The organism is Bergeriella denitrificans NBRC 102155 (assembly GCF_001592185.1).
Lineage (GTDB): Bacteria > Pseudomonadota > Gammaproteobacteria > Burkholderiales > Neisseriaceae > Neisseria > Neisseria denitrificans.
Window position 1 is genome coordinate 1 of the sequence record NZ_BCWL01000231.1, and the last position, 2,988, is coordinate 2,988.

At 53.3% G+C, this 2,988-nt stretch carries 3 protein-coding genes; 1 reads left to right on the forward strand and 2 read right to left on the reverse strand.

Annotated elements, in window-relative coordinates:
- Positions 1 to 408: 408 nt before the first annotated feature.
- Positions 409 to 819 carry a DUF4124 domain-containing protein gene (locus BDE01S_RS09555; protein ID WP_066080825.1) on the reverse strand — a complete coding sequence of 137 codons (411 nt, stop codon included), beginning with the start codon at positions 817 to 819 and terminating at the stop codon, positions 409 to 411.
- A gap of 128 nt (positions 820 to 947) precedes the next feature.
- Positions 948 to 1,139 (reverse strand): hypothetical protein, encoded by a 192-nt coding sequence (locus BDE01S_RS09560; protein WP_066080828.1) that lies wholly within the window; start codon positions 1,137 to 1,139, stop codon positions 948 to 950.
- Between the two features lie 105 nt (positions 1,140 to 1,244).
- On the opposite strand from BDE01S_RS09560, the gene BDE01S_RS09565 reads away from it, so the two are divergent.
- Positions 1,245 to 2,873: an ABC-F family ATPase gene (locus BDE01S_RS09565; protein WP_066080831.1), complete on the forward strand. Its 1,629-nt coding sequence runs from the start codon at positions 1,245 to 1,247 to the stop codon at positions 2,871 to 2,873.
- Positions 2,874 to 2,988: the final 115 nt, after the last annotated feature.

A 2,988-nucleotide genomic window follows, 5' to 3' on the forward strand; every position in this document is an offset into this window, starting at 1 on the left:
TAATTTATTCTCTATCTATAGGATGGGCATCTTGCGACAAAAGGAAATCCCGTTCACGGAGTCCGTTGCTCATTTATAGATAGAATGAGATAAACTATTTATTGAGCCATTTTCTTTTCCTTTCGGCAAAGCGACGGGCAAGGATGCCCGTCCTACGTCATTGAAATTTCCTGCCCTACCTATAATCATTGAAAATAAGGATAATACGGCGTTGCTGCATCCAGCTCAGAGTGGGGCTTGACTAAGCTTACTGAAGCAGCAAGTCCGCCGACTCGTACTCTCTGTACTGCCTGCGGCTTGCTGCCTTTTCTTAATCTAACGAAACGACTGTATTTATTGTTGTATGATTTATAAAAAAGCCGTCTGAAAAATCATCATTTTCAGACGGCTTTTTCCAATCACCCCGTATCAACGTCCCGCCGATGCGGCCGCTTCCAATGCGGCTTCGGCGTCTTTAAGCTGCTGCTCCAGGCCGCCGATGCGTTCCAGATATTTGGCGTAGTTGCGCTCGTTGCCGTAGCGCACCTGCCGTCCGGCCTCCAAAGCTGCGCGGGCGCGTTCTACGGCGTTTCGGGCAGTGGCGGTATCGTCAGCTTGGTTGTTTGGCGCGGTTTCTACAGCGGCTTCTGCTTTGGCAGGCGCGGCAGGCAGGGCGGAGGAATAAACGGTTTGCCGCCCCAGCCGCGCGGGGGTGCAGCGGCTGCCGCCTTCCTGCGTGTAGAGCGTCCGCCCGGCACGGTCGGTACATTCAAATACGGGGGCGGCTTGGGCACTGCTGCAGCAGACGCAAAGCAGCAGCGTCAACGGGATTTTGTTCATTGTTCGTTTGCTTCCATTGTGAAACGGATATTAGGGCGGTTTATCGGGCGCGGCCTGCCTGATATTGCCACGCGTAAGTCGGAAAACTTGGCCTGCGCTGTATTTTCAGACGGCCTGCGGCTTCGGTTTTACAGCCATTTCCACCACACCCAGGCCAGCGCGGCGAGCATAATCAGATTGGCGACGGCTATGGTTTTCCAGCTTTTCGGACGCTCAGGGCGGCGGCGCTGCGTGCGGCGGATATAGAAAAACGGGCTGAGCAGCATGGATGCGGCGCAGAGCAAGATGATTACGGCGTAATAAATTTTTTCCTGTTCCATATCTGCCCCGCTTTTCAGAGTTAAAGCCGCTTAGGGACGGCTCCTGCCTTTTATGATACAATCTCGCCCGATTATAACATTCTTATTTTTATAAGGTTTAACGCAATGATTTCTACCAACGGCATTACCATGCAGTTCGGCGCGAAGCCGCTGTTTGAAAATGTATCGGTCAAATTCGGCGAAGGCAACCGCTACGGCTTAATCGGTGCCAACGGCTCGGGCAAATCCACGTTTATGAAGATTTTGGGCGGCGATTTGGAGCAGACCGCCGGCGAAGTGGCGATTGAAAACGGCGTGCGCCTGGGTAAGCTGAAGCAAGACCAGTTTGCCTACGAAGATATGCGCGTGTTGGATGTCGTGATGATGGGCCACGTCGAAATGTGGGCGGCAATGACCGAGCGCGATGCGATTTACGCCAATCTGGAAGCCACTGAAGACGATTACATGCGTGCGGCCGATTTGGAAGCCAAGTTTGCCGAATACGACGGCTACACCGCCGAAGCGCGCGCGGCCGAATTATTGAGCGGCGTGGGCATTTCCGAAGATCTGCACAACGCGCAGATGAGCGAAGTCGCGCCCGGCTTCAAGCTGCGCGTGCTGCTGGCACAGGCGCTGTTTTCCAAACCCGACGTATTGCTCTTGGACGAGCCGACCAATAACTTGGACATCAACACCATCCGCTGGCTGGAAGGCGTATTGAACCAATACGATTCCACCATGATTATCATCTCGCACGACCGCCACTTTTTGAATGAAGTGTGCACCCACATGGCGGATTTGGACTACAACACCATCACCATTTATCCGGGCAATTACGACGACTATATGCTGGCCTCCGCGCAATCGCGCGAGCGCGCCCTGAAAGACAACGCCAAAGCGAAGGAAAAACTGCAGGAGCTGCAGGAATTCGTGGCGCGTTTCTCCGCCAACAAATCCAAAGCCCGCCAAGCCACCAGCCGTCTGAAACAGGCTGATAAAATTAAGGCCGAAATGGTTGAAGTGAAACCTTCCACCCGCCAAAACCCGTATATCCGCTTCGAAGCCGACGAAAAAGCCAAGCTGCACCGTCAGGCCGTGGAAGTGGAAGGTTTGGCCAAACGCTTTGAAACCCAGCTCTTCAAAAACCTCAACTTCATCTTGGAAGCAGGCCAGCGGCTGGCCATCATCGGCCCGAACGGCGCGGGCAAATCCACCCTGCTGAAACTCTTGGCCGGCGCGTTCGATCCGCAATATTCAGACGGCCTCACACCGGATGCCGGTACCATCAAATGGGCGGAAAAAGCCAAAGCGGGCTATTATCCGCAAGACCATGAAAACGACTTCGATGTCGATATGGATTTGAGCGAATGGATGCGCCAATGGGGTCAGGAAGGCGACGACGAGCAAGTGATTCGCGGCACTTTGGGCCGTCTCTTGTTCGGCAGCAACGATGTGGTGAAAAAAGTGCAGGTACTCTCCGGCGGTGAAAAAGGCCGCATGCTCTACGGCAAACTGCTGCTCTTGAAACCGAACGTGCTGATTATGGACGAACCGACCAACCACATGGATATGGAAAGCATCGAATCCTTAAACATGGCGCTGGAAAAATACAACGGCACGCTGATTTTCGTTTCGCACGACCGCCAATTCGTTTCATCGCTCGCCACCCAAATCATCGAGCTCGACGGCAAAGGCGGCTACGAGCACTATCTGGGCGATTACGAAAGCTATTTGGAGAAAAAAGGCTTGGTGTAAACCGCATGCCTGCCTGCTTGGGTGTATTGCAGTTTGCATGACACCCAAGCAATCAAAAAGCCGTCTGAAAATCGTGATTTTCAGACGGCTTTTTGCCGGTTGCACATTATAGTCG

Bases quoted from the DNA above. Each gene is read 5' to 3' on its own strand.
- BDE01S_RS09560 (WP_066080828.1), bottom strand. From the start codon at position 1,139: ATGGAACAGGAAAAAATTTATTACGCCGTAATCATCTTGCTCTGCGCC.
- BDE01S_RS09555 (WP_066080825.1), bottom strand. From the start codon at position 819: ATGAACAAAATCCCGTTGACGCTGCTGCTTTGCGTCTGCTGCAGCAGT.
- BDE01S_RS09565 (WP_066080831.1), top strand. From the start codon at position 1,245: ATGATTTCTACCAACGGCATTACCATGCAGTTCGGCGCGAAGCCGCTG.